Annotated in this window: 22 protein-coding genes and 1 riboswitch; of the genes, 1 reads left to right on the top strand and 21 read right to left on the bottom strand. The window is 30.5% G+C overall.

The window, feature by feature from the left end; translation table 11 throughout:
- Window positions 1-439: 439 nt before the first annotated feature.
- Together KQI89_RS00325 and KQI89_RS00320 are read right to left on the bottom strand one after the other, a co-directional pair.
- Window positions 440-1,693, bottom strand: coding sequence for a metallophosphoesterase (locus tag KQI89_RS00325; protein WP_216455453.1), 1,254 nt, complete (start codon window positions 1,691-1,693; stop codon window positions 440-442).
- Between the two features lie 467 nt (window positions 1,694-2,160).
- Window positions 2,161-2,364, bottom strand: a complete 204-nt coding sequence (locus KQI89_RS00320; RefSeq protein ID WP_216455452.1) for a heavy-metal-associated domain-containing protein — start codon at window positions 2,362-2,364, stop codon at window positions 2,161-2,163.
- Between the two features lie 267 nt (window positions 2,365-2,631).
- Between KQI89_RS00320 and KQI89_RS00315 the strand changes: the two genes are divergently transcribed.
- The gene (locus KQI89_RS00315; protein WP_207706368.1) at window positions 2,632-3,114 is read left to right on the top strand and encodes a CarD family transcriptional regulator; all 483 of its coding nucleotides are present in this window, start codon (window positions 2,632-2,634) and stop codon (window positions 3,112-3,114) included.
- Between the two features lie 644 nt (window positions 3,115-3,758).
- Here KQI89_RS00315 and KQI89_RS00310 read toward each other — a convergent pair.
- The 19 genes from KQI89_RS00310 to KQI89_RS00220 form a co-directional block, all read right to left on the bottom strand.
- The gene (locus tag KQI89_RS00310; RefSeq protein ID WP_343216320.1) at window positions 3,759-4,676 is read right to left on the bottom strand and encodes an AraC family transcriptional regulator; all 918 of its coding nucleotides are present in this window, start codon (window positions 4,674-4,676) and stop codon (window positions 3,759-3,761) included.
- 35 nt (window positions 4,677-4,711) lie between these two features.
- Window positions 4,712-5,329, bottom strand: coding sequence for an NUDIX hydrolase N-terminal domain-containing protein (locus tag KQI89_RS00305; protein WP_216455451.1), 618 nt, complete (start codon window positions 5,327-5,329; stop codon window positions 4,712-4,714).
- A 223-nt stretch (window positions 5,330-5,552) separates the two neighbouring features.
- Window positions 5,553-5,966: a GNAT family N-acetyltransferase gene (locus KQI89_RS00300; RefSeq protein ID WP_216455450.1), complete on the bottom strand. Its 414-nt coding sequence runs from the start codon at window positions 5,964-5,966 to the stop codon at window positions 5,553-5,555.
- A gap of 209 nt (window positions 5,967-6,175) precedes the next feature.
- The gene (locus KQI89_RS00295; RefSeq protein ID WP_425514060.1) at window positions 6,176-8,017 is read right to left on the bottom strand and encodes an ABC transporter ATP-binding protein; all 1,842 of its coding nucleotides are present in this window, start codon (window positions 8,015-8,017) and stop codon (window positions 6,176-6,178) included.
- 2 nt (window positions 8,018-8,019) lie between these two features.
- On the bottom strand, window positions 8,020-9,744 hold the full coding sequence (locus KQI89_RS00290) for an ABC transporter ATP-binding protein (RefSeq protein ID WP_216455449.1): 1,725 nt from the start codon (window positions 9,742-9,744) through the stop codon (window positions 8,020-8,022).
- A gap of 582 nt (window positions 9,745-10,326) precedes the next feature.
- Window positions 10,327-11,598 (bottom strand): M14 family metallopeptidase, encoded by a 1,272-nt coding sequence (locus KQI89_RS00285; RefSeq protein ID WP_216455448.1) that lies wholly within the window; start codon window positions 11,596-11,598, stop codon window positions 10,327-10,329.
- A gap of 62 nt (window positions 11,599-11,660) precedes the next feature.
- A complete protein-coding gene (locus KQI89_RS00280; RefSeq protein WP_216455447.1) occupies window positions 11,661-12,167 on the bottom strand; it encodes a GNAT family N-acetyltransferase in 507 nt (168 codons plus the stop codon).
- A gap of 21 nt (window positions 12,168-12,188) precedes the next feature.
- Window positions 12,189-12,629 (bottom strand): hypothetical protein, encoded by a 441-nt coding sequence (locus tag KQI89_RS00275; RefSeq protein WP_216455446.1) that lies wholly within the window; start codon window positions 12,627-12,629, stop codon window positions 12,189-12,191.
- A 45-nt stretch (window positions 12,630-12,674) separates the two neighbouring features.
- Window positions 12,675-14,477: a ribosomal protection-like ABC-F family protein gene (gene abc-f / locus KQI89_RS00270; protein WP_216455445.1), complete on the bottom strand. Its 1,803-nt coding sequence runs from the start codon at window positions 14,475-14,477 to the stop codon at window positions 12,675-12,677.
- Window positions 14,478-15,140: 663 nt separating this feature from the next.
- Window positions 15,141-15,791 carry a glycosyltransferase gene (locus tag KQI89_RS00265; RefSeq protein WP_216455444.1) on the bottom strand — a complete coding sequence of 217 codons (651 nt, stop codon included), beginning with the start codon at window positions 15,789-15,791 and terminating at the stop codon, window positions 15,141-15,143.
- A 90-nt stretch (window positions 15,792-15,881) separates the two neighbouring features.
- Complete coding sequence (locus KQI89_RS00260) at window positions 15,882-16,277, bottom strand: ribosomal maturation YjgA family protein (protein WP_246582924.1); 396 nt, start codon at window positions 16,275-16,277, stop codon at window positions 15,882-15,884.
- Window positions 16,278-16,358: 81 nt separating this feature from the next.
- Complete coding sequence (locus KQI89_RS00255) at window positions 16,359-16,931, bottom strand: xanthine phosphoribosyltransferase (RefSeq protein ID WP_032121188.1); 573 nt, start codon at window positions 16,929-16,931, stop codon at window positions 16,359-16,361.
- 92 nt (window positions 16,932-17,023) lie between these two features.
- A riboswitch (purine riboswitch) is annotated at window positions 17,024-17,124 on the bottom strand.
- A 73-nt stretch (window positions 17,125-17,197) separates the two neighbouring features.
- Window positions 17,198-18,583, bottom strand: a complete 1,386-nt coding sequence (locus tag KQI89_RS00250) for an MATE family efflux transporter (protein WP_216455443.1) — start codon at window positions 18,581-18,583, stop codon at window positions 17,198-17,200.
- A gap of 300 nt (window positions 18,584-18,883) precedes the next feature.
- Complete coding sequence (locus KQI89_RS00245; RefSeq protein WP_216455442.1) at window positions 18,884-20,227, bottom strand: ABC transporter permease; 1,344 nt, start codon at window positions 20,225-20,227, stop codon at window positions 18,884-18,886.
- Window positions 20,228-20,245: 18 nt separating this feature from the next.
- Window positions 20,246-21,607, bottom strand: a complete 1,362-nt coding sequence (locus KQI89_RS00240) for an ABC transporter permease (protein WP_216455441.1) — start codon at window positions 21,605-21,607, stop codon at window positions 20,246-20,248.
- The gene (locus tag KQI89_RS00235) at window positions 21,597-22,277 is read right to left on the bottom strand and encodes an ABC transporter ATP-binding protein (RefSeq protein WP_216455440.1); all 681 of its coding nucleotides are present in this window, start codon (window positions 22,275-22,277) and stop codon (window positions 21,597-21,599) included. The genes KQI89_RS00240 and KQI89_RS00235 overlap by 11 nt, the downstream gene beginning before the upstream one ends.
- Window positions 22,278-22,607: 330 nt before the next feature.
- Window positions 22,608-23,633 carry an ABC transporter substrate-binding protein gene (locus KQI89_RS00230; RefSeq protein WP_216455439.1) on the bottom strand — a complete coding sequence of 342 codons (1,026 nt, stop codon included), beginning with the start codon at window positions 23,631-23,633 and terminating at the stop codon, window positions 22,608-22,610.
- 31 nt (window positions 23,634-23,664) lie between these two features.
- Window positions 23,665-24,480 (bottom strand): ABC transporter permease, encoded by an 816-nt coding sequence (locus KQI89_RS00225; RefSeq protein WP_032121182.1) that lies wholly within the window; start codon window positions 24,478-24,480, stop codon window positions 23,665-23,667.
- Entirely contained in the window at window positions 24,470-25,219 is a 750-nt protein-coding gene (locus KQI89_RS00220; RefSeq protein WP_032121181.1) for an ABC transporter ATP-binding protein, read from the bottom strand. The genes KQI89_RS00225 and KQI89_RS00220 overlap by 11 nt, the downstream gene beginning before the upstream one ends.
- Between the last annotated feature and the right edge of the window lie 339 nt (window positions 25,220-25,558).

The raw sequence follows: 25,558 nt of genomic DNA, 5'->3' as shown, positions 1-25,558 counted from the left end.
TAGTTATTATTATAACACAGCCATGTTTTTAACACATCTTAGTGATTATAAAGAATTCAATAATATTGTTTCTATGTATAACTTCATCCAATGGTTTTAAGTTAAATTTTAAAATATAAATAGTAGCTACCTTTAGTAACTATTATATCTTTTAATTAACAATCTTGTCAAGATATTAACAAGTATTATTTAAGTTTTATATTTTTATGGATTTTTATACATTAAAATAGGAGCTGTAAAAAACAGCTCCTATTTTTCTTATTTTGCTATTTAAATATATTTCTAAAGCTTTAAATTTCATCATTATATCACCATATATATATTGTCATCTTTATATTTTACCTTTTATCTAGAATCTGAGTGATATTTAAAGAAACAACTCTTATCTTTCATTAATATAAAATTATTATTAATGTCTTACTTATTCTTTGTTATTTAATCATTTAGTACGTGGTATAACTTTAAGTGGATTTAAGCTTTGATTTCCCCATGCATCCACTGCATATATTTCAATATTATATTCTGTACCTGGTGATAAATTAGCCAAAGTTACAGATACTCTTTTCTCATTTTTATTTTCCCAAAATTTTATATATTTTGTTTCAATAACTTCTCCATCTTTTTTAATATAATATTTATCTACCAAAGTATCGTCTTCTGCTGCATCCCATGATAAGGTTATAGAATTTTCAGTAGCTTCATCTATAGTAACCTTAGCCTCACTAGGGAAAGTGGGTTTTGTAGCATCTTTTATATTTTCTTCATAGGGTATCTTGACTATATGGGTATTTATCCAATTATGACTAGTAAAATCTCTAGATTTTATCTCCACTCTATCCTTATAAACATCTAATAATAATCCTTGAGAATATTGACTGGCTCCCTCTCCACCTTCAAACCAAGTGTAGGCTACAGAGGCTGTATTAACCATGGTAAATCCATCTTGATAAATAGTTCTTGGATGATTTAATAGAAAGTGTGAATGCCCAGAAAAAAGTATAACTTGAGGATATTGTTTTAATAAAGACAATAATTTACCATCTTTTAATCCTCCACAGTATTCACTACCATAAACAGTATCACTAATAGGTTGATGTAAAAACATAAATATAGGATTTTTATTATCCTTATTAACTGCCAGTGTTTTTTCTAGCCAACTATACTGCTCCTCAGATATTATTGCGCTATCTTCATTCTTTGGATTTGAAATCATAGATTCCTCGCTACCTAATGCTATAAAATGATATCCATCTATCCATTTATCATAATAAACTCCTGGCATACCTGTTTTATTAACAAATCTATCCTTCAGTTCATTATCAGTAACCTTTGATTTTTCATCAATCCTTCTTTCATAAAACTCGTGATTGCCTATAGTAACAATCTTTTCTACATTGGAACTTATATTTTTATCCAACACTTTTTTAAACTCATCATATTGAAATTCTAGGCCATGATTAGTAAAATCACCTACTATAGCTAAAGCTCTACAGTTTGGAGCTATATTTTTATAATCATTTAATGCATTTATAAATATTTTACTCTCCTTTTCTTCACCAAGATGTATATCGCTAATTACCCCTATTTGTAATTTTGGGATTTTATCTTCATTGACTTTTTCATTAGAAGATACAGTGGTTTGCAATAAACTAATAGTAAATATTAATACTAATCCTAAAAGTTTTTTCTTCAATTAAAAATAGCCCCTTTCTATTTTTACAACCTATATTGCTTTTAATAATTTTAAGGATGTAGATTTTATATATTTTAAAATCTACATCCTTAATTTGTGTTTTTTTATTTTATTTATTCATAATAATTTTTACTATTAATCTTGGTCTTTTTTATCTCATGTTTATAGACTCTTATACTTTCCTAAAACTCTTTGAAATTGGATATTGGTACATCTTACATCTCTTGGAGTAAACAAACTCATACAAACCCATAGATCTCAGAATACATCTTAGGAAACTCATCCTCATAGCTTCAGATGAGTACTCAAAGAGTAAGCGACTACCATCAAACCCTAGGTTTGGGTATCTGCTTAACCCACTATCACCAAATCATAGATTTGGGATACATACTCAGGAAACTCATCTTCATAGCTTCAGATGAGTAAGCGACTCACACAAGATCATAGATCTTGGTTCGCTGCTTATGCTATTCTATATAGTATCCTGTTTTTTCAATACAATCTTTTATTTCTTCTTGGGTGGCCGGTTCATTGAATTGAACTTCTACTTTTCCTCGTCCAATGTCTACGGCTACCTTTTGGACTCCTTCTATTTTATCTAAAGAATTATTTAGCTTAGTTCTACTTTCTGAATTCACAAGTCCTGAAACATTACACTCTAATTTTTTCATAAAACCTCTCCTTTATATTTTATTACTCAAATATAGTATGGTAAAAAACTAAGAGTTTTATTATAAAGTGATTAATATTAATACCTTCATTTTAAAGTTATTTTTAGTATGTACATTGTAAATATTAATTTTATTTTAAATAAATTTTTTCTTCAATAAAATTATTGACAAGCATATATAATTTATGATATCATTGTAAATTTGATATTTTTTTCTATATATGTTATACTTAAAATAAAGAATAAAAGATATATGGAGGTGCTCTATTTGTTTGAGATTGGTGATAAGGTTGTTTATCCAATGCAAGGAGCAGGAATAATCAAAAATATAGAGGAAAAAGAGTTTTCTGGTGAAAAGCAAGAGTATTATATTATAAAGATGCTAAAAAGCAATATGGAAATAATGATTCCATTAGATAGAATATCACATTCAAATTTACGTTTGATTAGTGATTCATCCACCCTAAGTAGTGTGCTGTTTAGTTTTCAAACTAAAGATTCATCCAATGAAGAAATTCTTCCCTCTAAGCAAAGATATCAAACTAATATGCAAAAGCTTAAATCTGGTTCCTTAAAGGAAAGTGCTGAGGTATTCTACGACTTAACACTTATAAATAAAGAAAAACCACTTAATTCAAGTGAAAAACAGATGCTAATGAACGCACGAAAATTTTTAATTGATGAAATGACTTTAATAAAAAAAATAAGTGAAAATGAAGCTGAGGATTTATTAGATTCTAGCATTATTTAAACTCGTCTATTTTTCATTTGCTATGATTTTATAAGGTAACTAGCAAGACTAATATTTTTTAAAGGAAACCCATCTTCATACCTTCAGATGAGTACTGAAAGAGTAAGCGACTACCAACAAACCATAGGTTGAGTATCTGGTTAACCCATTCACACAAGATTATAGATCTTGGTTCTATGCTTAACCGAATACTCTAAAACCATAAGTTTGGATCCCTACTTTAATGATTATTTCAAAATCATAAATTTTATAATCTGCTTATAAAACTCATCTTCTAAGCTTCAGCCGTAGAAGTGTTTTCCCTTTAAGAGAGAACTCCACATAAAGCTTATAATAACTTGATATATTTAAATATAAGCACACTAATAATTATGAAGCTTATTAATAAAAGGTACTTCTTCCTTTTATTAATAAGCTTTGTTAAGTATTGTTCTGTATTTAACTTTTAAGGGATCACCATAAATGGTGACCCCTTAATTTCAATTCTTTAGTTACTTTTTCGCACTGGCTCCAACAAAGTTAAATAGAAGTTTCTTTCTTGTCCTTTACTTTAGATTCACCATTTTCAGTGTATTCCTAAAGATATGGAAGATTCTTATGAGCCACATATTCAATCTAATGACATTAGTTTTATTAAAGTCTTCCTACTTTTTTACTATTGCTACCCAAACTTCCTGTTTGTTATTTTGCATATAGCATTCTATTGTTGGCAGATCATCAGGTTCATAGCCTGAATTTGGTAGCCATTCTGTATAAAATCTTTTGTGGACCTCTTGAACCGCATCTGGTAATTTTCCACTGGCATCGAAAATCACCCATGTGGCTTTAGGAAAATCCAATTTAGCCATATTAGCTGCTGGCTCAATATTGGTAGTAACACCAAGATAGTAATCAAATTCCTCTGAGCTCCCCCAATTCCCTCCCACACAAATACCTAGCAGACCTGCTGGGCGACTATCTGCCGCTGTCAACATTTTAAATAAAGAGTTCATATCTCCGTTTTTACTTGTTGTATCCCATATTTTTGGTATTTCCTCGAAAGCCGTTGCAGTATTAACCCTTTTTTTAAAACCTACAATAGAGAATTCTTCAAAGTCTTCAATTTGATAATTCATCTGCTTATCTCCCCTAATAGAAATTTGAAAAGAAATACGTGGACAGGATTTAAGTTTTGTTCCTTTATCCCGTGCAAGTGATGGTACTACCCCATGAAATCTCTGAAATGCACGTGTAAATGAATCATGAGAATCATAGCCATATTTAAGAGCAACATCAATTATTTTCATATTGCTGTGTTGCAAGTCAAAAGCCGCTAGAGTAAGTCGTCTACTTCGTATATATTCTGATAATGGTTTATCAAGAATAAACGAAAACATCCGTTGAAAATTATAAACAGAACATCCTGCAATCTGTGCTGCCCTTTCAAAATCAATTATCCCAGCTAAATTCTCTTCAATATAATCAATTGAACTATTCATCCGATTAATCCAGTCCATAAGTACCCTCTTTTCTATATATAATATTAGATCATAAGTTAATACTTCTCTCGACTTTTCATGCATTTATATGTAGATATGTTATCATAATAGAGATATAACTAATCAAATATTGCAGAAAAGTTCTCATCCAATCTAGCTTTAAAACACATTTCAATTTGTGCTTTTGTATTTCTTCCAACAGATAGTGGCGGTAAATCCATTAATGAAAAAAATCCACTTTCTTCAGTTTCTATATTTTCTTCAAAAACCCCATCTATCAACTGACAAAGCACAAATATTTTATATATTCCATAAGGAGTTACAGGTTCATTATGCTTATTTCTATCTAAGATCGCTATTAGCCTTTTGGGAACTACGTTTACTCCTGCCTCTTCTTTTGCTTCCTTTATTATATTTTCTTTTATTGATAAATTAACTTCTGCCCATCCACCAGGCATTGACCAACAGCCGTCAATACTTTCCTTAACTAGTAATATCTTATCTTCTTTAAAAATAGCAGCTCTTATGTCTACTTTAGGCGTTTGGTATCCAATTTCATTGCAAAATAAATCCTTTATTTTTTCCTTGCTTACTCCAGTATATTCATTTAATATATCTACAGAAAGATTTCTAATCTGTTGAAATCTTTCTATATCATATTTATCTTTTGAATAGGCCAATCCTGCTTGTGCTATTGATTGCAACTGCTTAGCCCAACTAAGCCACTTCTCTTCCATATTTATTCCTCCTGCTTAGTATGTCAATTTTTAAAACTAGTCTTAGATCACAAAATAAGTTACATTATTTAGCTAATACATCCTAATCCTAATGAATTTTAAACTATTTTTAAATTTATTCATTCTATATTAAAACTCATAATTTTATTACTTCACTGATTTCTTTTCTCATAAGTTTTAAACTTACTTCTAATACTCTGTTGTTTAACATACCATTCTAATCCTACAGAAACTTAGCAAATGCAACTGTTTCTCCTTTATCGCAGGAAATAAATCCATTTGCCTCATAGAAACCTCTTGTTTCTTCTCCCTCTTCTGTAAGTAAAACCTTTTGACGAACATCGCTATATTTATTTAAAACATATTTGAAAAGCTTTGTTCCTACTCCTTTTCTCTTGTAGGAATTTAATACTAAAATATCTTGGATATATATTATTGTTAAACCATCACCAACAACTCTAATTAAACCTATTAATTTATCATCATCCCATGCTGAAACAACCATTAAAGATGCTTCTATTGCTTTCATTAGTTTAGGCAAATCCATTGTATAACTTGTCCATCCTGCATCTTCATACAACATATTGATATCCTCATCATTAAATTTTTTAATACATTTATAAGTAATTTTTTCCATATTTACCACCCTTTTATTAATTATTTATTACTACCATTCTGGTAGATTTTATAGGAAACTCATCTTCACAAGTTCAGATGAGTAAGCGATTCACACAAAATCATAGATTTTGGTTCTCTGCTTAGGAAACTCATCTTCACAAGTTCAGATGAGTAAGCGACTACCACCTTTTATCCATCTCAAACACTCTCCTAACAAAGATTAAAATTTTACTCTTCTCCTAATTGACTTTTATAGAGCTTATAGTATTCTCCTTTTTGGTTTATTAAATCTTCATGACTTCCTGACTCTGCTATCTTTCCATCCCTAATTACCATGATTATATCAGCATCTTTTATAGTACTTAATCTGTGAGCTATTATAAAGCTAGTACGCCCTTTCATAAGTTTAAGCATGGCCTCTTGTATCTTTAATTCTGTACGAGTATCTACATTACTTGTTGCTTCATCTAATATAAGTATAGAAGGATTAGATAAAATAGCTCTTGATATAGCTAAAAGTTGCCTTTCTCCTTCACTTAAATTTATGCCTCCTTCAGTAAGTATTGTGTTATAATCCTGTGGTAACCTACTTATAAAACCATCTGCATTTGCCATAATAGCGGCTTTCTTTATTTCTTCATCAGTGGCATTTAACTTTCCATACTTAATATTTTCTTTTATAGTTCCAGAAAATAGATAAGTATCTTGTAGTACCATTCCAAAGGATTTTCTAAGACTATCTTTTGTATATTCTTTAATATCTTTACCATCTATAAGTATTTGCCCTTTTGAAATCTGATAAAATCCTGTAAGCAAATTAACTATTGTAGTTTTACCTGATCCTGTAGGCCCCACTAAAGCAATATTACTTCCCTCTTTTACATGGAAGTTTATATCCTCTAGAACCCTTACTCCCTCTCTATATCCAAAGCTAACATTATTAAAAACAACTTCTCCTCTTACATTCTTTAACTCTTTCGCATCTTCTTCGTCCTTTGGTTCTTCAATTTCGTCTAGGGTTTCAAATACCCTTTCTGCTCCAGCAACGGCAGACTGTAGTGTGTTAAATATATTTGCCAAATCATTTAATGGTCTTGCAAACTGCCTTGAATAGCTTAGAAAGCTTGCTATTATACCTATGGTAATTAGTTCTTTTACTGCTAAAATTCCACCTACAGCGGCAACTACGGTAAATCCAAAGTTATTAATGACATTCATTAAAGGCATGATATATCCAGACCAAATCTGTGCCTTTATCCCTACCTCACATAAATTAGAATTTATTTTATTAAAATCTTCAATAACTCTATCCTCACCATTAAAAGCCTTTACTACCTGAATCCCTGATATGGATTCTTCAATGTGACCATTAAGATTTCCAAGGAATACTTGTTGTTCTTTAAATAATACCTTTGTTTTTTTGGCTATGCTATTTGTCATAATGAAAACTAGAGGAATGGTTATCATACTTGCCACAGTAAGTACTGGACTTAGTACAAGCATCATTATAAATGCTCCTAGAATATTTATCACACTTGACATTAGTTGAGTGGTAGATTGAGATATAGTGGTACTTACATTTTCTATATCATTAGATAACCTACTCATTATTTCTCCATGAGTGTGAGTATCAAAAAAGCTTAAAGGCAGTTTTTGAAGCTTACTAAAAAGTGCTTCTCTTAAGCTAAATACTATTCTTTGAGAGATTCCTGCCATAATGAAGCCTTGAGCAAGAGTTATAAAACTATCAATAATATATGTACCTATAAGAATTCCTATAATTATTTGTAGAGATTTAAAGTTTATTGCCATAGCTCCAAAGGATATAGTATCTACAGCCTTCCCTATTAAATAAGGCACTAAAAGCCCTAATAGAGAACTTACTATTATTAACATAAATATGATAATTAATAATCTTCTCTCTTTACCAAAATATCTCCATAGTCTTAACATAGTTTCCTTAAAGTTTTTAGGTTTAACAACTTGAGATGTAAGTCGGTTTCTCCTAAAATTATTGCTTCCAAAACTTCTTGGAATATTATCTCCTGTATTATCCCTTTTAGTTTCCACCTCTACATGACCCTCTTTCCTATTTGAGAGTAGAATATGTCCTTATAAACATCACAGCTATTCATTAACTCCTCATGACTTCCCATGGCTATTATCACTCCATTATCCAAAACTATTATCCTATCTGCTGACATAACAGAGGTTATACGTTGAGCAATTAATATACAGGTAATATCTTTTAAATAGCTTTTCATCTCTTTTCTTATGTCAGATTCTGTAGTTACATCTACAGCACTGGTGCAATCATCAAGTATAAGGATTTTAGGTTTTCGAACCAAAGCTCGAGCAATAGAAAGCCTCTGTTTTTGTCCTCCTGAAAGATTTACTCCTCCTTGACCTAATATTGTATCATAGCCTTCAGGGAAAGATGATATAAATTCATGAGCTTTAGAAACCTTTGCTACCCTTTTAACTTCATCTATGGTAGCATTTTTATCTCCCCACCTTATATTGTCTAATATACTTCCTGAAAATAGGGTAGTTTTCTGCGGAACTATAGCTATAATTTCTCTTAAACTTTTTATATCCATATCTCTTACATCTATTCCATCCACCTTTACGGTTCCTGAAGTAACATCATAAAACCTAGGTATTAAATTAACTAAACTACTCTTTCCTGAACCTGTAGATCCTATGATTCCTATGGTTTCTCCAGCTTCACAATGAAAGGTTATATCCTTTAGTACTGGCTTTCCATTATCATCATAGGAGAAATATACCTCTTCAAAATCCACTGTTCCTAAGGCCCTTTCTAAATTCACAGGGGACTCCTTAATCATTAAGCTGCTTTCTTCTGAAAAAACCTCACCTATACGCTCTGCAGAAGCTTTTGCTCTAATAAACATTGTAAATACATGGGATAACATCATAAGAGAAAATAAAATTTGAGTCATATAATTAATAAAAGCAATTATTTGACCTACCTTCATATTACCCACATTAACTTTTATCCCTCCAAACCAGAGTACTAAAACTATACCTATATTTACAGTTAAAGTTATGCTTGGATTTAAAATAGACATTACCCTCATACCTTTAGTGGATGCTTCAGCAAGTTCGCCATTTACCCCTTCAAAACGTTCTATCTCGAAACTAAAGCGATTAAAGGCCTTAACAAGCCTTATGCCTGCTAAATATTCTCTCATTACACCATTTACTTTGTCTAATGCCTTTTGTACTTTAATAAAAAATGGATAGCTAAATTTCATATTAATAAATATTAATGCTGCAACAATTGGTACTACTCCTATAAGTATTAAAGACATAGAAGGATTAATTAAACTAGCCATAACTATACTTCCAATACACAAAATAGGAGCCTTTATAAATATCCTCATCATTCCATGAGCAAAATTCTGCACTTGAGTAACGTCACTGGTTAATCTAGTCATAAGGGATGCTCCATGGAATTTGTCAACATTATCAAAAGAAAAACTTTGTATCTTTTTAAAAAGATCAAACCGAAGCTCTCTTCCAAATTTTTGTGATACATTACTAGATATAATATTACGAACCACAGCAGATATAGCCCCAATTCCTGTTATTAAAAGCATTAATCCTCCAAGCTTTAGTACATAATTTATATCTTTTCCCCCTACTCCCTTATCTATAATTTTTGACATTATGGTAGGTTGGAGGAGATCACAGGTTGCCTCAGCAGTTAAAAATATAAATACAACTATGTACTTTTTCCAATACATATTTATATATTTCTTTAAATAATCCATATGGTCACCTCTTAAAAGCTGAATATTTTAACTTAAAAATTCACAATCTTATTAATTTTAATACTAAGTAAGATTATACCATAAAAATAGTAATAATCCCTCTTTTAATAACTCTATATATGGCTTCTTTTTCATTACAATTAATTAAACTCCTATTAACATGGCTTTAATGGAACTTTTATCCCTAGGTTCATAGGGGTAAGTTACACTTACCAAATATCAATTATTTCAAAGATTCAGGTATATTTTGATTATGGTAAATACCTCTCTTAATCTGATATCTAGAATAACTTATCCAAGCTCACTTAAAAAATGAAACTCTATTCACTATGTTTATAGCAAAATATAAGACTTGGAGTCCCCCTTAATTGTAAAACCCTATGCTAAAGCACAGGGTTTTTTATCATATAATTTTATTTAGGGTTTTAATATCTCTTAACTCCCTAATATAAGATTCATTGATTTAATCAAAATCTCATACACTATTTTGCTTATATAAAGACCTTTATTTTCATATAAGGCCATCATGTGATAAAGCATAGAATCAATGTGTATAATTAATATTCAGCTTAATCCCTTCTCTCACACAAGTGGAGCTAGAAGAAGAATCTCTATATTATCATTATATATTTTATCGAACTGGGATATAGGCAGTGGATTTTTTCCCTTACCTACCTCTATGGTAAAGCCTGGTCTGTTAAACTTTTCTATAAACCAATCTTTATATCCAGCATAAGAAGTTATGCCTGTGGGTTCTGCCAATGCATATCCGCTAGCTTTAGAGAATAACTCTCCAATTCTTCTTGAATCTGGCGGTACTATATTTAGGTAAGTCCAATATATTACCTCTCCTTGGCTGTGATATGCTATTACTAGTCTAAAATCATGACTTTTAGTAAAGTCGACAACAGCTTTACTCTCCGGTTCTGATTCAGGATATGGTCCAGAATACCTAGTAGGTCCAGGTCCATAAACTCCATATCTTGCTTCCGCTTCTTTCGATAAATTCCATGAAGCATCATAATTATGATTTAAATCAACACCTCTTATGTTAGCCTCCCAGGTCTTAGAAAAATCTGTGCTACCTTTATTCCACTGTATTAGCTGAGAATAGTAAGGATTATCCCTACTTAGACCATCAATAACTAAATCCACCCCATCAGGGTTTACCATAGGAATTATATAAATGGTGCTTTTATTCCATATATCCCTTATATTATAGCCCCTTATGGTTCCTCCTGCTGCATAGGCTTTAGAAAAATCTTCAGTAAACTTCATAAGAAGAGGTGAAGTAATCCATTCTAGGGCATGATGAGATCCGTTATAAAAAACTTGGTTTGGTCCATTACCTAACTTAATATAATAAAGCTTTTTTCCTAGCACACTTTCTCCTGCAACTCCTGTTTCGATAAATGGATATCTTGCCTTTAAACCCTCTAGGTCTCTTTCCATAACTTCATAGGTGTAATTTACATTAGTATCCACTACAGGAATTCCAAAAGGTACTATTATCTTTTGTCCTATCATTAAATTATTTACTTGTACATTAGGATTTGCTGTAATTATACTATTTACACTGGTGTAGTGTCTCCTTGCTATATCATATAAGTTATCTCCAGGTTTTATAGTATAAGTATTATAGCCTAATAAAAAAGGCTCTAGAGCTTTATGAGTCTCCTCTCCTACAATTCCATCCACAGTTAATCCATTATTCCTTTGAAAATTTTTAACTGCCTCTTCTGTAGCACCTCCAAAAATACCGTCTACAGCACCAGGATTATATCCTATTTTCTTTAAAACAGCTTGAAGCTTCATTACATCAGATCCTCTAGATCCTACTTTTAAAGTCCTCATAATAACACCTCCTGTTATTATATGGCACTTAAAGCTTCTTTATGATAGTAAATACTTGATTTTTAAAACTTTTTGGCTAGGTTTTCTAAAGCCTCATCATGCACCCTGTATACAGTCCACTGATCCATAGGAGTTGCTCCTAATTTTTTATAAAACTTAATGGATGGTTCATTCCAATCAAGGCACCACCATTCAAACCTTTCACAATTTCTTTCAACAGCAAGCTTGGCTAAAAAAGATAGTATTATACCTCCAAGTCCTTTGCCTCTCATTTCAGGTTTTATATATAAATCTTCTAAGTAAATTCCCTCTTTACCTAGAAATGTTGAAAAGTTATGGAAAAACAGCGCAAATCCCACAGGTTTACCCTGGTACTCTCCAATTATAACTTCTGCTGATTTACGATGAAATAAGGATTCCTCCAGAACTTTCTCTGTGGCAACTACCTCACTTAACAAACCTTCATATTCTGCTAATTCTTTAATAAAATCTAAAATTAAGGTTACATCTTCCTTTTCTGCAAATCTTAATTTAAAATCCTCTAACCTTGTATCAATTAACTCTTTCATATCTTACCTCTCATATAAAAATTATTCTTTACATCCGTATCTTAATTCTTCTCCCATCCACTCACTTCTATTACGCCATTTTATGCCCTTTGAAGAGATCCACATAGCTTCATTAGTAGGACTATCTATGTTAAAGTTATCCTCATCTGACCAGTAATATAATCCATCTTTATAGCTTAAAGTGGCTTCAAATATACTATACCAATAATTTGAAGGGGTTGAAACTATATTCATCCTTTGAACCTGAGTGAAATAAACTTCTATAGCTGAAGGGCTTTCTAGCTGCCTTTGAAATATTACTTTAGCATTTAAATTACCTTCACCAGAGCCCATACATAAATCCTCATCAATAAAATAGCTATTCCAAAGATGCATCTCCCTTAAACAGCCATCATGAAAACCTCCAAATACCTCTAATAACTTTTTCATATCCTTTTCTGTATTAACTTCTATCCAATGCACCTTAGTCTCTCCTTACATCTATAAATAGAGTGTTTTTTAATAGCATCACTGATCTAACTTTCTTTTTTTATCAATTAACTCTTTGAATCTAATATCCATTTTATCATATTCTAAAGTACCTTTAGAAAACTTACTTAATTCTCCAAGCACATAAGCAATTTCATTTTCAATTAGCATTTTCTCTTCCTTTAGCTGTCTTTTATTATCTTTTTCATTATGGATTTTAGTATGATTACTATTTTTTTCTTTGGTAAATAGTCCATCTAAGTACTCTTTAGGGGTACCTACTATTTTACTAATTTTCTTTTCTTTAAAAACCAAAAGAAAGCCACAAAGATTTTCCAGCATATATCTATCATGAGATACTAAAATAATAGTGCCATCATAGGCTCTTAGGGCCTCCTCTAATTTTTCTCTACTATAAAGGTCCAAATGATTTAAAGGTTCATCCAGCACCAATAAATCCTGATTTTTTCTAATTAACCTTGCCATTCTAATTCTAGTAAGCTCCCCATGGCTTAATGTGGACATGGGCTGTGTTATCATCTTTTCATTAAAACCCATATTTGCAAGTAAGGTTCTCACTGTACCTTCTTCCTCTCTAGAATCAATATTGAAAATATCTATAACAGACTGTTCTGTGTCAATATCCAAAGTCTCTTGACTTAAGTATCCAATGGTTATAGATTTACTTGTAAAAATCTCCCCTTCATCTAAATCCTCTTTACCTAAAATTACTTTTAAAAGAGTAGTTTTACCACAACCATTAGGCCCAAATATCCCAACCCTATCTCCTCTCATTATATAAAAAGAACTTTCTTTAAATAATAGATTTGATTCAAAACTCTTTTTTATATTCCTTGCTTCTATAACTCTTGTGCCCTTTAAATTAGCTTCATTAAATTTAAAATCAACTTTTTTATCTTCTTCTGGCCTTTTAACTCCTTCAAAAACCATTTTTTCTAGCTTTTTCACTTTAGATTTTATCTGTTTATCCCTCTTCTTAGCTTTTAATCTGAAATATTCTTTTTTACCAAGTCCAGCCTTCTGCTTTTTTGTTGAATCCCTATGAGCTTTAGAAGACCAATTCTTTAATCTATTTATTTCTTCTTGAATCTTTGCTTTACTACTTTCTTGAATTTCATATTGATGAAGCTGACTTTCGTATTTTTTTCTCTTTTCCTCTCTATAAAAGCTGTAGTTTCCACTATAACTGTAGGCTTTACCTTTATTTATTTCAATTATTTCATTTACTGCATTATCTAAAAAATATCTGTCATGGGATATTATTAGTATAGTTCCTCTGTATTTTTTAAGCTCTTTTATAAGCCACTCTACTCCTTCATAATCAACATGATTAGTAGGTTCATCTAATATAAGAAAGTCAGGATTTAAAGACCATATATTAGCTAAAGCAACCTTCATTTTTTCTCCACCACTTAAATTGCTAAAGCTTTCTTCTTCTAAAACATCTACTCTTTTCATACCTAGATACGCTGAGGCTTGAAGAAAATCCTTTATATATTCTTCCCCTCCCACATCTAAGTCTTCTCCAGTCCATGTTCTTTGGGTATAAAAGCTATCCTGCTTCAAATACCCAATTTCAATATCTTTCTTATGCCAAAGTATACTTCCCTTATCAGGTTTAAACTTTCCATAAATAATATTTGCTAAGGTACTTTTTCCAGCTCCATTTAGTCCTACTAGTCCAACCCTATGACCTAAAGTAATATGAAAATTCACATCATCTAAAATAGTTACTTCCCCAAATTCCTTATTTATTCCCTGTAAACTAAGCAATACTGCCATAAATGTCACCTCATTTTCATAAATATAATAATTTTTCACCCATTGAACCTCGTCTTATACTACTTTTTTTAGAGTAAATAAAGGTTCATCCCTGGATAAGAATTTCTAAACTTCAGAAATAATGAAAACTATCTCTGAAACCAAAAACTCTATTTATAATAAGGTTTAACTTATGAGCTAAGAATTTAAAAAACAAAAAGTCAGCTAATGAACAAAGTTCACTAGCTGACTTTAAAATCAATAACTAAATAAAGTTTATCTGTTACCCTTCAGCTTTTAGAAGAGGGGTATCTATAACTTTTACAAAATGTATTGTAGTTATATAATAAAAAATTGCATAAAAAAACCGTGCTGAAAAACACAGTAAATAATAGGCTATTTTATATTTCACTAATGTTCTTAACTCATAATAATGTGTTTAGAAGCTCTCTTAAAAAGGTACATAAATACCTTAAAAATATCCTTCAAACACCAATATTCAATTAAATTATCTAGTTAAGAACTCTATCTTCATTTCTTTCTCCTTAATAACTATAAATTATTATAATTTTCTTGTAATAACTTCATATTATCATAATATCTAACAAAAGTAAAGCTTTCTAATAAATCATATTCCCATCATATAGGTTAAATCAGTTTCTTCTAAACTTTAAAGAGAATAAAATTCCACTCTAAAGTTTAGAATACTGTTATTATAAGCTTTTATTTAAACTTATCTGGAAATTGCTCTATTATTCCTTTTGAAATTACATCAGCAAATTTTAACATATGATCTTGGCCCTTATCATAGGCATCTATATCTGCCTTCCAATCTTTATTTAATCTAGCCACAGTCTGATCAGTAATAAATTGTAAGTGTTTATACATAAAATCCTTTAACTCCTTTTTTGACCACTTAGGATTTAAGCTGCTTAATGCATTTACAATTTGGTCTGCATTTTCGTACCATAGCTTATTGTACTTATCCAAGTCTTCCTTATTTGAGCTTTTAGCTGCATCAACCACTTGACCTGCAAGAGAGATGTGTTCTCTTAATAAACTAGCTAATTTATTTGAAGCTTCTTCTCCATAATAAGGTTTAATAGAGGCTCCAATCTCATCTTGATTTCTAAGAAGCCTTTCTAATACTTTATCCTTATCTTCTAATTCCGCTATATCACTTACTATAAAACTCCTAGTCCATAAAACATGATCCTGCCAAAGCTTTCTCTGATTTATCCTTAAATCTACTGCAGATTCACTAGAACATTTCTTTGTTGTAATGTTTTTTGCAAATACCTCTACCTTATAGCTATTTAAAAACATTATAGAAAATAATAGTACTGCTAATATGGTTGAGATTCTTTTTTTCATTATTACCTACTCCTTTATTTTTGAAATTCAAGTATATTGTTCTCAAAAATAAAGAATTTATCCCCCTATTAGTCTACAATACTTTCTTTATTAATTAATATTAAATTTTCTAATAATCTTATCTAATATTATTCCAATAGCCACTCCAATTGTATAACACAAGATGTCACTCCATAAAAATCCATATCCTAACACTAATCCTCCTAGGGCTGTTCTTCTTATAGCGTCAATCCATGGTTTATGATACAATTGACTGATTTCAATTAAGTATGAAAAGCTAATAGCCACTATGCCCACAAAATAGGTAGACTTTTTAATTAATATAAATCTAAATCCAAAGAATACCATTAATGCCCAAAGCACATCTCCTGCATAGTTTGCTAAAAACTTTGGTAGTAAGTATGAAAATTTTCTTGAGGCTATCCCTAAAATCATAATACTAACTGTTATGAAAGCATAAATTACCCTCATCAAAACTTTCTTCATATTTTATCTATACTCCCTTAATAATTAATTGGTTAGATAGATATAGCATTTGATTACCTTCTATTTATTATATTGTTAAATTTACTTAAAATAAACTCTATCCTCTTCCATTTTGTCAACAATAGCTAAAGATTCAACTTTAACTCCTAAATTGTTTATAGCCTCTCTTCCTCCTTGGAAGCCCTTTTCGATAACTATGCCTACTCCAATTACCTCTGCTTTTGCTTGTGTTGCTATATCAATCAATCCACAGGCTGCACAGCCACTGGCTAGAAAATCATCTATAATAAGTATCTTTTCATTTTCTTTTATAAAACTTTTACTTACCATTACATTGTAAGTTTTATTTTTGGTATAAGAATGTACTGGTGATTTATAAAGATCATTATCTATATTTAAACTTTCAGTTTTCTTTGCAAATACCACAGGAGCATAATCAAAGTATTGAGAAGCCACTGCCGCTATACCTATACCTGAGGCTTCAATAGTAAGTATTTTATCTACCTTTTCTCCTTGAAATCTTTTTTTAAATTCTTTTCCTATTTCATTTAATAACCTTATATCCATCTGATGGTTTAAAAAGCTATCAACCTTTAATATCCTTCCCTCTCTTACCTTACCATCTTTTATTATTCTCTCTTTTAATAAATTCATAAAACCTTTTCCTTTCCCCTAAATTAAATCATCAATTAAAAAAAATTCCTGAGCATATGCTGCCCAGGAATATATAATCACATTTAAAATAGTTATAGTAACTATACATTCGTAGTCAGGTAGTTTAAGGCCCCCTGTAGAAACGCTAGATCCATATTATCCAGCATATACGAAATTATATTATTTAATTAGATTTCTTTAAATTTCATATATGTATGTTATCCCATTAATCATAAAAAATCAATACTTAAAAGGCATTATACATACTATATGGCATTTTCATAATTATAATCTTCAATTTTATATAACTTATTTGCCTTAAGTAATATTAAAAAAACAAGGGTTAAAACTATGCCTTTCATTACACTACTTATACTTATACTCCACCATATTCCATTTAAACCCAATATATCCTTAGAGGATAAAATTTTAGCTGCTGGAACTCTTAAGCCTGTAAATAATATACTTATTATAGATGGAAATAAAGTTTTTCCAAGGCCATTAAAAGCACCTGCCGTTGTTATTTCAATACACATAAATAGCTGGGAATATCCAAGAATTCTTAAGTAAACTACTCCATATTCTATAGCTTCCTTCTCTGGTATAAAGAATCCGAATATATATTTTCCTCCAAAGACTAAAAGCATTGTGGCTAGTATTCCCACTAAAGAGGCCATCGCTAAGGTATAGAAATATCCTCTGCGAATTCTATCATATTTTTTCGCCCCATAATTTTGTCCAACAAAGGCACTTAAAGCTGTAGAAAATCCCCCTGCTGTCATCCATGATATAGCTTCTATTTGCGATCCAACCTTTTGAACGGCTATAGGGGTTGGTCCCCATACAGCTATTATTCTTGCTATTAACATAGAAAATAAAGTGAATAATCCATTTTGAAAAGCTACTGGTATTCCAATTTTCACTATATCCCTAACATATTTAAAGTCTATTTTAGAAAATATATTTACTTTGAAGGCTCTCTCTTCACTTTTATACATGGCAAATAAAAAACAACCTGTAACAACAGCTTGAGCTAACACTGTAGCTACGGCAGCGCCCTTTACTCCCATTTTTGGAAATGGTCCTACTCCAAATATCAATACTGGGTCAAAGATTATGTTAAAAATGAGCCCTAAAGTATTTATTAAAAATGGTATTTTGCTATTTCCTGTACCATTAAATATTGCTGTAAATACAGGGTTTAAAAAGCTAAATATAATTCCAATGCCTACTACTGAAAGGTAAGTTTCAGCCATAGATATTACTTCAATATCTCCAAGATTAAAGAAGCTAATAAGACTACTTTTAAAAATCACAAGTACAAAAGTATATATTATAGCAAGAATTATATTTATTTGAAGACTTGTAACTATATATTTTTTTACTGACTTTTCATCTTTTTTTCCTGTAAATTGAGATACTAAAACCTCTGCTCCTATCTTGGATATTAATACAAAAGCCATAGAAAGCCAAGTGAAAAACCCGGCAGTTCCAACTGCGGCCACGGATTTACTACCTACTCTTCCTATCCATATCATATCTGTCATGTTATAAGCCATCTGTATAAAAGATGTGCCCATAATAGGTAGGGCTAATCTTATAAGACTTGTCCCTATATTCCCTTCTATAAGATCTATTTTCTTCAATAACATCACTCACTTCTTATAAATTTAATTTCTTAACAGATTTAAGTATATATTCAATAAGGAATTTAATCAATATATAATATTTCTTTTTACCTTAGGCTCTCTTAGATTAAGGTGTTGATTTATCACATGAGTATAAGACAGAAAAAGAGATGATTCCTATTCAATATAGAAATCATCTCTTTGGTTTAACATAAAGTCTTTCTAACATATTATAATTTAAACTTCATCCATGGCTATTACATTTTTTTAATTAGTTTAATGGATTCTATTTCTAAATATATTACTAAAAGCTTGTTTTATATACTATTCATATCTTAATGAATCCACTGGATTTAATTTTCCTGCTCTTTTAGCTGGAACTATACCTGCTATTAAACATACTAATATTGAAAATCCTATGGAAGCTAATATAGCCCATATTGGAGTGTAAAATAGTTTTTCTATGCTATCTGCTGCTCCCTTTTTAGCAAGTTGTTCAATAACAAACTTGTCTAATCCCTTAGCTGCTACAACTGCTAATATACTTCCTAGTATTCCACCTAGAAAACCTAAGACTCCTGATTGAGCTAAGAACATAACATTTATATGTCCTCTTGATGCCCCCTGTGCCTTCATTATGCCTATTGATTTAGTTTTTTCATAAACTGTCATAGTCATAGTGTTAACAACACCTATTGCTGAAACAAGAAGAACTATTATTCCTGCTGCTACAAATATGCCTTTTACTACTGAAAAAATCTTATTCATATCTTCTGAACGATCAGTTGATGCAAAAGTTCCATATACAAGTTTTGTATTAATCTCATCATTAACCTTTTTTACATCTTCTAACGTATTACACTCAACGGATAGACTTGAATAACCATTTTTATTAAAGTAATCTTTTTCCCCAGTATAATATTCTTGGAATTTAGAAACCAATTCTACTGATCCTATTATTTTATAACTCTCTTCATAATCTCCATTTATTATTCCTGCTATCTTGGCTTTTATAATAAATGGCTCTTTATTGATACTTCCCTCTACCTTTGGAAGATCTACCACTAGTTCTATTTCTTTGCCTATTAAACTGTCATAATCTTTAATACCCATTTTTTCTAAATACTTTTCACCAACTAAAACTGAATTAATGTCGCCTTTTTCTAGATTTTTTCCTGCAATAATTGGCTCATTATTATCTTTATTGTTTTTCTTATTACTATTTTTTACTTTATTTATTGCTGCTTCACTAAAGATAGTATAATTCACATCTCTGCCTATGATTGTAGCTTTTTTCCCTACCTTATCTCCAATTTTTGCTTCTGTAATCTGACTGGATGTTTCAGCAACTATTCCCTTCACTCCATCTATTTTATTTATATTTTCAAGAGTATCTTTATCTATCTTCTTATCTTTACCTTCTTCAAAGCTAAGATTTCCATCACTATCTTTCACTTCTTTTCCTGGCTCTCGGTTTACCACTGTAATAATTTTAAAACTTTCCATCTTTTTAACATTGTCCTCATATATCTTTTGAACTCCTTCGCCTAAACCAAACATAACAATTAGAAGCATTGTTCCTATGGCTATAGAAAAAGCTGTTAATATTGTACGAAATTTTCTCTTTTTTAAATCACTAAAACCCATTTTTATGCTATCTATTAACATTTTACTCCTCCTTCTATATTATGAATTTAATGCTTCTATTGCATCTAAGCTTGAAGCCTTTCTAGCTGGATAAATTCCAGAAAGCACTGAAAGTATTATTGCAAAAACTAATGCACCTCCAACTAGCCATACTGGCATTGAAAAGCTTATTGTTTCATTAACACCTTTTCCTTCTAAAAACATCTTAAGTGCAAATTCTATAATAGCACCATTTATAAAGCTAAATATTATTCCCATTACTCCACCAATAAATCCTATGACAGCTGCTTGTGTTAAGAATATATTATGTATATCTTTTCTAGTAGCTCCAACTGATTTCATAATACCTATCGATTTTGTTCTTTCATGTATTGCCATAGTCATTGTATTTATAGTTCCTAATGCTGCTACAAACAAAACAATAACACCAAGTACTGATAATATTTGTTCTACTACTATAAAAGCACTTTTTATTTGCTTTGCTATTTCTTCATTTGACATAAAGGCATATCCCATATTCTTTATAGCCTCATCTATCTCTTTAACCTTTCCTTGATCTTTAGCATATACCTGAATAGATCCATAGCCTTTTTCACTGAGGTAATCCTTGGTTAAAGTATAATAGGATTTTATATTAGTTGCTGTTTTTAAAGATGTAATAACTGAGCTAACATACTTTTTATCAAATGCTTCATTTACCACTCCAACTATCTGTACCTTTACTTCTAATGGTTTAACCTTAACATTTTCATTTTCAACCTTATCTTGAATCAATATAGCCTCTTTGCCTATTACACTATTATAATCTGTGATTCCCATATGTTTAAGTAAGTTTTCATTTATAAGAATTCCATTTTCATCTTTATCTGTTAAATTTCTTCCTGCAATTATAACTTCTAAATCTTTATTATCTTTTTTATTTTTCATTGCTTCAATTTCATCTTTAGTGTAAATATTATTATTATCATTATATCCAGCTACCTGAATATGCTTTTTCCCTGTTTCTTTACCTTCTAATTTTAAATTTGATATTGGTGATTCAATGGATGCTCTAACAAAATCAACTCCATCAATCTTTTCCATATTATTTATAGTGCTTTCATCAATTTTTTTAAAAGCCTTTTGTTGAGCTTCTTCTCTCTCTTCATCAGTCATATCCCCAGAATATAACTTTTCAAGCTCTTCTTTGCTCATATATTTTTGTGGCGCTACTTCTATGAGTTTAGCACTTACTTCCTTATTAAGTTGTTTTAAAATAAACCCTTCAGCTGTTGTTCCAAGACCAACCATTGTAACAATAAGCATTGACCCTATGGCAACAGCAAGTGAAGTTAAAAATGTTCTTCCTTTTCTCCTGCCTAAATCCCTAAAGGCCATTTTCAAAACGTCTTTAAATATCATCTGCTGTTACCTCCTGAATTTGACCATCTCTTATTTTTATTATTCTCTTTGCTTCTCTAGCATCTTCATTATTATGAGTAACCATTATTATTGTATATCCTTTTTTATTTAAATCTTTTAAAAGATCCATTACATTTCTACCATTTTTAGAATCAAGGTTACCTGTTGGTTCATCTGCAAATATTATTTTAGGGGAATTAACAAGAGCTCTTGCTATACTTACCCTTTGTCTTTGCCCACCTGACATTTCCATTGGCTTATTTTTAGCTTTATCCTCTAAATCAACTAATTTTAAAGCACTCATAGCTTTAACTTTTCTTTCTCTTCCACTAACTCCAGCAAATATTAATGGCATCATTACATTTTCAAGAGCTGTTTGCGTATTCTCTAAATTAAAAGCTTGAAATACAAAACCTATTTCACTGTTTCTATACTTGGACATCTGCTTATCTTTTAACTTACTAATATCTTTTCCATTCATATATATACTTCCTGTGGTTGGGGTATCAAGTCCACCTATAAGGTGCATTAAAGTTGACTTACCTGAACCTGATGGTCCAACAATAGACATAAAATCACCTTCATTAATTGTTAAACTTACATTGTTTAAGGCTGCAAATTCTTCTTTACCCATTTTATAAATCTTAGAAACATTCTTTACTTCTATCATTAATTGTTACCTCCCAATAAACTTCATAATTTTATTAATTTTCCCTACTGTTAAAGTTTACTATACTTAATCATTTAGAACCATTTTTTAATCTTTCATTTTTTGTATTTTACCTTACATTATTGTAAGTTTTCTAGTTGCCATTGTGGCTATGGGCACAGAAAAGAAGATGATTCCTGTTCAATACAGAAATCATCTTCTTAGTTTAACATAGTATTTTTATAATGTGACTTATCTATGGTAGATTTTATTAAATTCAGATGTTTTTTAACTAATATTTAACACTATAGATAGCTATAAAGCTTAAAATATAGTGATGGTAGGACAGATTTATTCTTTAATATTTTTTATAGCCTCTTCTGCGTATTTGGTGGTTACAATCTTATCATATGGAGCTTCTTTATCTAATTCTCCAGCCAAACTCATTACTTTCATTAGGCTATTTAAGCTAGCTTCCTTTAGTACTGGATTTTGGCACCAAGCGTCTATGGATTTATATCTATTTACTACTACTATTAAATCTTCCATTTTAATATCTGTAAAAAATGGAGCTATGGATTTTGCTATATCTTCAGCACTATGGTTTTGAACATATAATTGACCTTTATATATAGCGTTCGTAAACTTTTGTATAACTTCAGGGTTTTTATCTATATATGTGTTAGTTGCGGAGTAAGCTGTATATGGAATCTCTCCTGACACTTCTCCTATAGAAGAGAGTATATAACCTTTCCCATCCTTTTCAACTGCTGTAGCTGCTGGTTCAAATAAGGTTACGTAATCTCCTTCCCCTGCTATGAAGGCTCCACCCATTACATTAAATTGTACATCTGTTCTTACATTTACCTCTCCATTTTTAGTATTTTGACCTATGGTTAGTCCCTTTTCCTTAATGACATACTCTAAGGTCATTTCAGGAACTCCACCTTTTCTTCCACCAATTACTTCTTTTCCTTTTAAGTTTTCATATTTAAAGTTATCTTCCTTTTCTCTTCCAACTAAAAAGCTTCCATCTCTTTTAGTAACTTGAGCAAAATTTATAGCATAATCCTTGCTTTTTTGATTATAAATATATATGGAAGCCTCTGGCCCCATAAGTCCTATCTGAACTTCACCTGAAACTAGAGCTGCCATGGTTTTGTCTGCTCCTTGAGCTGCTATAAGTTCTACCTTTAATCCCTCTTCTTCAAAGAAACCTTCATTAATAGCTACATACTGAGGTGCATAAAAAACTGAATGGGTAACCTCTGCAATTTTTAACTTAGTTATTTCTCCTTTCTTAGTGCATCCATTAAAAATTAAAGCAATCATTGAAGCACAAGCTAAAATTGATGCTATTTTTTTTATACTCTTCATAAATTCACCACCTAAATAAACTTTTATATAATCAGTTGTTCTCTAAATTTCTTCTTTCTTTATAAAGCTTTTCTATCACATTTATAACTTGATACATAATTAAAGCACAAACCGCCAAAACAACAACGCCCATCATAACTAAATCTAACTTAAATACTTGACCACCATAAACAATCAAATACCCTATACCATATCTAGATACTAAAAACTCTCCAACTATAACCCCCACCCAAGACATACCTATATTTATCTTTACTATGTTTATGATATTTCCAATGTTTGAGGGTAGTATAAGTTTTGTTAAAATTTGCCCTTTAGTAGCTCCAAAACTTTGTAGCATCTTTATTTTCTCTTCATCTGCATTTATAAAATAGTTATAGGCAGATAAAATTGTTGTAACTAAGGATATGGTTACAGCAATTACAACTATACCTTTAATTCCTGCACCTGCCCAAACAATAAGGATTGGAGCTAATGCGGTTTTAGGTAAAGCGTTTAAAACTACCAAAAAAGGATCTAAAATTTTTGCGGCGGTTTTAGACCACCAAAGCATTATAGCTATTAAAATACCCAAAACAGTACCTATGGTAAACCCCAGTACAGTTTCTAAGACAGATATTCCTATATGTTTAAATAGTTCACCACTTTGTACATATCTTGTAAAAAGCACATGTATATCTGTTGGTTTACTAAATAAAAAAGTATCTATAACATTAACTCTAGCTAAAACTTCCCATAAAATTAAAAACAATATAAGAATAAATATTTGCCAAAATACAATAGCCCTTTTTTCTTTTTTCTTATTTTTTAAAAATTTTTCATAAGGAGTTAAGGATTTAGTCTTCATAAATATCAAGCTCCTTCCATAAAGCATTGAAATAATCTTTAAACTCTGGTGCCTTCCTAGCAGATAAAGGAGTCTTCTCTTCTTCAATTGTAAGATTAATATTGTGTATGCCCTTTATTGTGGCAGGCCTTTTAGATAAAACCAAAACAAAATCAGCCATAGATATGGCCTCAGATATATCATGAGTAACCAATATAGTTGTCTTTTTTTCATTTTTTATAATTTTATAAATATCATCACTTACCAAAAGTCTAGTTTGATAATCCAAAGCTGAAAAAGCTTCATCTAAAAGCAAAATATCTGGATCAACAGAAAGAGTCCTAATTAATGCAACCCTTTGTCTCATTCCCCCAGATAATTCCCTTGGGTATCTATTTCTAAAGTCCCAAAGTCCATAAGTCTTTAAAAGACTTTCTATTTTTTGTCTTGCCTCTTCATTAAGCTTTTTTTGTATCTCAAGTCCAATAGTTATATTATCCATTATAGTTCGCCATTCCAAAAGATGATCTCTTTGAAACATATAACCAAGCTTACCATCAATACGAACTTGTCCAGAGGTTGGCTTTAAGAGGCCACTTAAAATATTAAGCATTGTAGATTTACCACAACCAGAAGGCCCTAAAAGAGCCAAAATCTTTCCCTCTTCAAGAGAAAAATTTAAATCATAAAGAACTTGAAGTTCACCCTCTAAGGTATAAAAATTCATATTAACATCCTTAACTTCAACAATAGCTGCCATGAACCCACCTCCCAATAAAAATACTCTTCATAGTAGCATAATTAGCAAAATTACCCTTATACTATATTATCTAATCCCCCTGTATTTTGTGATGAATGAATAAAAAATATTTATATGATTTGTACATGCTTTAATTTTCTATAGGTTTTAATTTTCTATAGACTTTAATACTTACACTTTTACAATTAAGATATAAAAAAAACTTTGTAATTTTTATATCCTTTTCTAAGTGTCAGATTTTTAAAATGCTTTCTCAATATTTATAAGTTCTTGTAAAACTCAGATTCGAAAATACTCTTACATAAATAAAATACTCTTATATAAATAAACTCCCCTTTC

The sequence above is a fragment of the Clostridium simiarum genome (genome assembly GCF_018919175.1).
In the GTDB taxonomy this organism is placed as follows: Bacteria; Bacillota; Clostridia; order Clostridiales; family Clostridiaceae; genus Clostridium_L; species Clostridium_L simiarum.
The sequence above is the reverse complement of the archived record's forward strand: the minus strand, read 5'-3'. Positions and strand labels throughout refer to the sequence as shown.

Bases quoted from the DNA above. Each gene is read 5' to 3' on its own strand.
- KQI89_RS00320 (WP_216455452.1), bottom strand. From the start codon at position 2,364: ATGAAAAAATTAGAGTGTAATGTTTCAGGACTTGTGAATTCAGAAAGT.
- KQI89_RS00310 (WP_343216320.1), bottom strand. From the start codon at position 4,676: ATGCATGAAAAGTCGAGAGAAGTATTAACTTATGATCTAATATTATAT.
- KQI89_RS00305 (WP_216455451.1), bottom strand. From the start codon at position 5,329: ATGGAAGAGAAGTGGCTTAGTTGGGCTAAGCAGTTGCAATCAATAGCA.
- KQI89_RS00300 (WP_216455450.1), bottom strand. From the start codon at position 5,966: ATGGAAAAAATTACTTATAAATGTATTAAAAAATTTAATGATGAGGAT.
- KQI89_RS00290 (WP_216455449.1), bottom strand. From the start codon at position 9,744: ATGGATTATTTAAAGAAATATATAAATATGTATTGGAAAAAGTACATA.
- KQI89_RS00285 (WP_216455448.1), bottom strand. From the start codon at position 11,598: ATGAGGACTTTAAAAGTAGGATCTAGAGGATCTGATGTAATGAAGCTT.
- KQI89_RS00280 (WP_216455447.1), bottom strand. From the start codon at position 12,167: ATGAAAGAGTTAATTGATACAAGGTTAGAGGATTTTAAATTAAGATTT.
- KQI89_RS00265 (WP_216455444.1), bottom strand. From the start codon at position 15,791: ATGAAAAAAAGAATCTCAACCATATTAGCAGTACTATTATTTTCTATA.
- KQI89_RS00260 (WP_246582924.1), bottom strand. From the start codon at position 16,277: ATGAAGAAAGTTTTGATGAGGGTAATTTATGCTTTCATAACAGTTAGT.
- KQI89_RS00255 (WP_032121188.1), bottom strand. From the start codon at position 16,931: ATGAATTTATTAAAAGAGAGAATAATAAAAGATGGTAAGGTAAGAGAG.
- KQI89_RS00250 (WP_216455443.1), bottom strand. From the start codon at position 18,583: ATGTTATTGAAGAAAATAGATCTTATAGAAGGGAATATAGGGACAAGT.
- KQI89_RS00245 (WP_216455442.1), bottom strand. From the start codon at position 20,227: ATGTTAATAGATAGCATAAAAATGGGTTTTAGTGATTTAAAAAAGAGA.
- KQI89_RS00240 (WP_216455441.1), bottom strand. From the start codon at position 21,607: ATGATATTTAAAGACGTTTTGAAAATGGCCTTTAGGGATTTAGGCAGG.
- KQI89_RS00235 (WP_216455440.1), bottom strand. From the start codon at position 22,277: ATGATAGAAGTAAAGAATGTTTCTAAGATTTATAAAATGGGTAAAGAA.
- KQI89_RS00230 (WP_216455439.1), bottom strand. From the start codon at position 23,633: ATGAAGAGTATAAAAAAAATAGCATCAATTTTAGCTTGTGCTTCAATG.
- KQI89_RS00225 (WP_032121182.1), bottom strand. From the start codon at position 24,480: ATGAAGACTAAATCCTTAACTCCTTATGAAAAATTTTTAAAAAATAAG.
- KQI89_RS00220 (WP_032121181.1), bottom strand. From the start codon at position 25,219: ATGGCAGCTATTGTTGAAGTTAAGGATGTTAATATGAATTTTTATACC.